Here is a 6209-nt window from a genome sequence, read left to right on the forward strand (position 1 = left end):
AAACTCCTCCTCACCTGTTACCTCTTTTAATTAATTATCGGCTAATTACCATTCCTCTACAAGAAAAAAAAGCCGCTCTATTCGTTAGAATAAAGCAGCTGATTTCAAAAGGTTAATATAGCTTGTTAATTAGATCATTTTCCAAAAACATCGTTGATAATTCGATGTCTTTATACAACTTGTTATAGTTCTCTCTGCATGCCTCAATGTCTGTTTCTTTTTTAGTTTGATTATCAATGCATTTACCAGATGAAAAGACCCCATCATGTGAAGCAATGTAATCATAGTCATCCGAGTAGAAAGAATAGCGGGTCGTCTCATATGCAAAGCCCGCAAAGCCCTCATGTTCAGCATCAAGCGGTTTCCCGAACTGAATCAGCTTCTGATCAATTCCAAGCAATGACGTAATCGTTGGAAAGATATCCATCTGGCTCGCAGTTACTTCATTGACAATCCCCTCTGTCTGCTCTGGATGATGAATGATCAGCGGGATGTTGAATTGTTCTTTTTCATTAAAATCAACACCAAGCAGCTTACCAATTTCCTCTTTATCCATTGGAAGCGGTCCATAGTGATCGCCATACACAACAAAGATTGTATCATCCCACAGGTTTTTCTCTTTCAAATCTTCGATAAATAGACCAATTGTCTCATCGAAATATTTTGTAGCCTGCAAATAATGACCTGTATTTGTACCTTCAAATCTTTTTGGAAGATTTAAATATTGATAATCTTTCGGCATAACAAACGGACGATGGTTTGTAAGCGAGACAATGAAGTTATAGAAAGGCTTTTTGTCTTCCGTGTAAATCTCAGCCATTTGATTAAAGATGCTTTCATCTGAAATACCAAGCCCAATCATTTCATCGGCTTTAATTTTCGGATGATTCTTATGATAAAACGTTTGATATCCCTGTTCCGGATAAGCCTGATGACGATTCCAGAAATCGGGATTATTGCCATGTGTCGCACTTGTTGAATAGCCTTCACGCTTTAATACATTTGCGAGTGACATGTATTCGTTAAAAGGATAAGCATTATATACACCTTTAGGTGCCATCGGATACAAAGAATTATTGGAAACAAATTCAGCATCAGATGTGTTTCCGCGACCTATTTGCAGATAGGCGTTCGGATAATAATGACTTTCTCCAATCAATTTGTTCAGATTTGGCGTAATCTCTTCCCCGTTCACTTTCATTCCAACCGGGAACGTGTTTAAAGATTCCGCTTGAACAACGACAACGTTTTTCCCTTTAAATTTACCGTAATAAGGTGACTCTTTTTGCAGCTCCTGATTTTCACTAAAGTATGCCCGCAGCTCTTTTACTTGTTTTTTGTCATTCAGGAAGGTTTCCTTGGCAAAAGCCTGTTTCAGCATATTTTGTTTTAAATCGTAAATGTGTGCAGGAAGAATACCTGTCAGGGAAACTTTATATTGATCGGAAAATGTGTCTTTCAAAGGATAAAAAGACGTGAACAATAGTGCTGCAGCCCCAGCGGCAAAAGCAATTCTGCTGAAAGCTTTCCGGGGTTCATCCTGTTTGATCACATAATAGACGCTTAATAAAACAGCAAAGAGAACGACATCAATCCAGTAATAATAATCGGCCGGATAGACAAGGGATATAATCGAATCTTTCACATGACCTAACTGATCAGCCTGTCCAAGCAGCTTTACGTTTAAAATGGCATCATAATACCGTTCATACACAGCGTCTGCATATAGGAGAAAAGATAGGATGAAATAAATGAAGAAAGCGGTGATGAATTTAAATTTCGATCTTCCAGTTACTAAGAGGCTTGTTAAACATAAAGCAAAACCGGCAGAGGCAAGCAGGATATATTTCTTATGAGGTGATAATTCCAGTTCGTTTACAAAGTACAGGGTTTTGAACATCCAAAAAACCGTAATAACCCCTATGGTCAGAAGAAAAAGCACCATATTCTTTCTGTTTATTGATGTCAATCTATATTCACACCTTTACGTAGATTAATAAAAAAATAGATCTTTATATTCAGTTAATCATAGCAAAACAAGCTAGCTTAATAAAGACAAATTTAACAAAAACTTAACATTCCTTTACAAACAGTTAAAGTATGTGACATCTATTATTTACATCGGCGTAAACCACTTAACCGTATAAGGATTTATGCTTATACAAAAACTTCACAAAACTTTAACACATTCAGGAATGAAAAATGAATAAATTTTATGATATAGTTTTCTTAGTCAAATTTGACCAAAGAATAAGGAGGACACCATTTATGTTCGAAAGTTTTCTCAAACGGGGAAAATTAATTATTATTTTATTTTTCGTCATTATTTTAGTTGGCGGGTATTTATTTTATCAGCTTCCAAAACGGGAATTGCCGGAGTTTTCCGCCAATATTGTATCCATTTCAACTGTTTATCCGGGTGCAGATGCCGAGGCTGTCGAAAGTGATGTGACGGAGGTTTTAGAAGATGCTCTCAAAAATTCAGAAGGCATTGAAAGCATGAACTCCGTTTCCGCACAAGAATTTTCAAATGTCATCATTGAAGTGGATGACAGCGGCGATTTTGAAAAAATATCTGGTGAGATTAAACAAAAAGTCTCAGACAATGTCTCAAAACTTCCAGAGGATGCGTTTGATCCTGAAGTGAAAAAGGCTGCCACAGGACTGCCGGTAGGTTCCTATATGTTTACTGCTGATAATGCGGACTCATTAAAAGAGAGCCAAGAGGAAATCCTCAAATTAAGAGAAAAGGTTCAGGATCTTGACGGTGTATCAGGCGTTACGATTAAGGGTTTTAAAGAAAAAGAAGCCATCATAAAGCTTGACAGTGATAAGTTAGCTGAAAACGGACTGAACGTCTCAGCGGTTATTGAGGCAATCAATAATGAGTATAAAACGACGCCTCTCGGTGAAACGAAGCAAGACGGAGAAAATGTCCGCCTTTCGCTGAATCAATATAAAGATATCGAACAAATTAAGGAGCTTGCCGTCCAATCTCCGATTACAAAAGAGCTAATACAGGTCGGTGATCTCGCGGAACTGGCTTTTGAGGAAAAAGACAAGGAAGATATCGTTTCTTACAACGGTAAACCTGCCTATTCATTTACAGTCACGATTGACTCAGGACTTGATATTCCCGCTGCTTTTACTAAAGTAGACAAGGAAATCAAGGATGAACTGAATTTGCCTGAAGGAGTAGAGCTCGAAACGTATTACTCGCAAAAAGCAGATGTTGATACGATTTTTGATGATTTGATCAAAGAGGCAGTTATTGCAGTGCTTGCCGTTATTTTGATTACAACTCTTGGATTAACATTAAGCGGAGCGTTTATCGTTTCTCTCGCCATCCCCTTATCCATTACCTTGGGGACAATACCGCTTCCGTTTCTTGATGTTGATTTGAACCAAATTTCAGTGATTGGTCTAATTATCGCACTTGGTATATTGGTAGATGATGCCATTGTTGTCAATGATAATATTTTGCGGCAATATAAGCTTCAGAAAAATGGAAATGCCCTGCAGGCAACGAAAGATGGCGTGAAAGAAGTGTGGGGTTCGATTGTCACGTCAACGCTTGCAGTCGTTTTTGCCTTCTTGCCGCTTACCTTGCTTTCAGGTTCGAATGGTTCCTTTATCCGGTCGCTTCCGTCCGTTCTTATCTTAACGGTTGTGGCATCTATGATTATCTCTCTGACGCTTGTTCCGGTTTATCAATATGCGGTAAATAAGAAGAAAATACGCTCAAGCGAGAAAGAGCCGGGCTTTTTAGGAAAGCCGCTTAAAAAACTGTCTGACTTTTACGCGGATACTCTCCTTGCGAAAATTGTAAAGCGTCCAGTCATAATAGGCGTGGGCGGAATTGTCGCCACATCTTTGATCTTTTTGCTGGCGTTTTACGTGCCATTTGAGTTTTTCCCATCAGCTAATAAAAAAGAAGTCACGGTTACTGTCACAATGCCCACAGACTACACGCTCGAAGAAACAAACAGTGTTCTAGAAGAGCTGGAAAAAGATTTGATTGAAATTAAAGAAACCGAAGAAACAGCGATTTTCACCGGTACAGGCGTACCTGGCCTCTTTAGTGAAACGGTTGAAAACGCAGGTCCAAACACAGGTCAAATTGTTGCACGGATTGATAATGAAGCCGTGACGGCGGATCAATATATAGAAGAAAACACACATGGCCTCAGGGAAAAATATCCTGATGCAGAAATTTTCTTAACCACAATCGTACAGGGTCCTCCAACAGGCGCACCTGTAACCGTGAAATTAAGCGGTGAGGACTTCGACAAGCTAAATGATATTAAAAATGAGCTTGCAGGTGAAATTCGGAAAGCTGACAACGGCTTGATTATTGATAATGTAAAAGCACCCCTGTCATCAATTCAATATAATCTTGACCGCGATGCATTAACCGAAAATGGTTTAGACCCAAAATTCATCAGTGATCAAATACGTTTAGTAACAGAAGGCCTCCCAATGGGCACCTTCAAGTCTGATAATGAAAACATTGATTTAGTGATAAAGCAGGATACAGAAATTCATCAGGAAGGCATACAGCTTGATGAAATCGAGGTTCCTCTTCAAACGGAAGATCCTGTTCCGCAAACAGCGCCACTCAGTGACTTTGCGGATACAGATACAATTGAACAATATCAAACGATTCCCCATGAAAATGGCGAACGGACTATTACACTAAAAGCATATCCAGGTAAATCGGAAACGTTTAAAAAAGACGTTGCAGCGATTGTGGATGAGTTTAAAGATCGATATACTGATGAAGGCTACAGCCTGACACTTGGCGGAGAAAATGACGATCAGACTCAGTTCTTTATTGAAATCAGTCTTCTCTTCCTAGTCGTACTTGTCCTGATTTACATTACGATTGCGTTCCAGTTCAATTCCCTTTCCCTGCCGCTGCTTGTCCTTGGAACGGTTTACTTAGCGGTAGCAGGAGCTGTCGCGGGACTGTTTGTGACACAGACTCCATTCAGTTTTATGGCAACAATGGGCATCGTATCTCTTGCAGGTATTGTAGTCCGAAACTCTGTCGTCTTGTTTGAATTTATTGAACAGCGGATCAAAGCGGGCTATGACCGTACGGAAGCTGTAATGGAAGCCGGAAGAGCAAGAATACGTCCTATCCTTCTGACGGCATTTACTGCTTTAGTGGCTCTTCTGCCTGTAGCATTCAGCAACGATCCATTATTCAAGCCGCTTGCAATCAGCATCGTATCCGGAGTCCTCTTCTCAACGATTCTGACGCTGCTGATCGTCCCTGCTTTATATATAGTAGTTGATAAGCTCCGTGCGAAAAGAAGAAAAGCATAATGAATTAGGCTGCCTTTTATTGGCAGCCTTTTTGTTTCATAGTATAGTAAAAGAATAGAAAATCAGATTGGGGGATCTACCTTGTTCGTACATAAAATAGATGATGAAGTTTCATTAAAATTAATGGATGTAAACGATGCAGAAAAGCTGTTCAGCCTCACCGATCATTCAAGACAGCACCTGCGTGAATGGCTTCCATGGCTGGATTTCACAACAAAACAGGAGGATACAAAATCCTTTATTGAAGGCTGTCTTCGTGCTTATGCAGAAAATAAAAGTTTGAATGCAGTAATTTTACATAAAGGCGAACTTGCTGGAACAGCAGGCTTCAACCAAATCAACTGGTCGAACAAAACTGCTTATATCGGCTATTGGCTCGGGTCAGAGTTTCAGGGCAATGGCATCATGACAAAAGTTGCCGGAGCATTGACCGATATAGCCTTTCAGGAATACAACTTGAACAAAGTTGAAATCCGGGCGGCTGTTTTGAACAGTAAAAGCAGAAGCATTCCTGAACGGCTTGGCTTTGTGCATGAAGGAACCATCAGACAAGCTGAATGGCTCTATGATCATTTTGTCGACCATGCCGTTTATGGCATGCTTGCTGAAGAATGGAAGCAGAATTAAGAAGAGCGGTTAGCGCCGGCAAACAGCTATTGATCCGCTATAAAACCGTATTTTTTTCACTTTCTTCTATCTTAAATCAAGGCTGTTTTCGCATAGATTGTTGTTTTACATGATAAAAGTTGTCCGTTCCTTGCAGCGAGAGGAACTTGCTTTCCGCGGGGAGCATGGAAGCCTCCTGATATGAACGAAACTGTCAAGGCTCCCACTCTAAATTGGTAATTGTCTTATTTTTGGGTAACTTTAAGAAGAGA

3 protein-coding genes are annotated in these 6209 nt (G+C 39.8%); 2 read left to right on the plus strand and 1 reads right to left on the minus strand.

Annotation, left to right across the window (positions count from 1 at the left end; translation table 11 throughout):
• Window positions 1-112: 112 nt before the first annotated feature.
• Window positions 113-1969 (minus strand): LTA synthase family protein, encoded by a 1857-nt coding sequence (locus GJU41_RS20270; RefSeq protein WP_154319400.1) that lies wholly within the window; start codon window positions 1967-1969, stop codon window positions 113-115.
• A gap of 299 nt (window positions 1970-2268) precedes the next feature.
• Between GJU41_RS20270 and GJU41_RS20275 the strand changes: the two genes are divergently transcribed.
• Complete coding sequence (locus GJU41_RS20275) at window positions 2269-5331, plus strand: efflux RND transporter permease subunit (RefSeq protein WP_154319401.1); 3063 nt, start codon at window positions 2269-2271, stop codon at window positions 5329-5331.
• An 81-nt stretch (window positions 5332-5412) separates the two neighbouring features.
• Window positions 5413-5958 (plus strand): GNAT family N-acetyltransferase, encoded by a 546-nt coding sequence (locus GJU41_RS20280; RefSeq protein ID WP_070875973.1) that lies wholly within the window; start codon window positions 5413-5415, stop codon window positions 5956-5958.
• Window positions 5959-6209: the final 251 nt, after the last annotated feature.

This window comes from Metabacillus idriensis (genome assembly GCF_009674765.1).
Lineage (GTDB): Bacteria > Bacillota > Bacilli > Bacillales > Bacillaceae > Bacillus_P > Bacillus_P idriensis.

What these genes read in the sequence shown, in the direction of transcription:
- GJU41_RS20275 (WP_154319401.1), top strand. Translation starts at nt 2,269, where the DNA reads ATGTTCGAAAGTTTTCTCAAACGGGGAAAATTAATTATTATTTTATTT.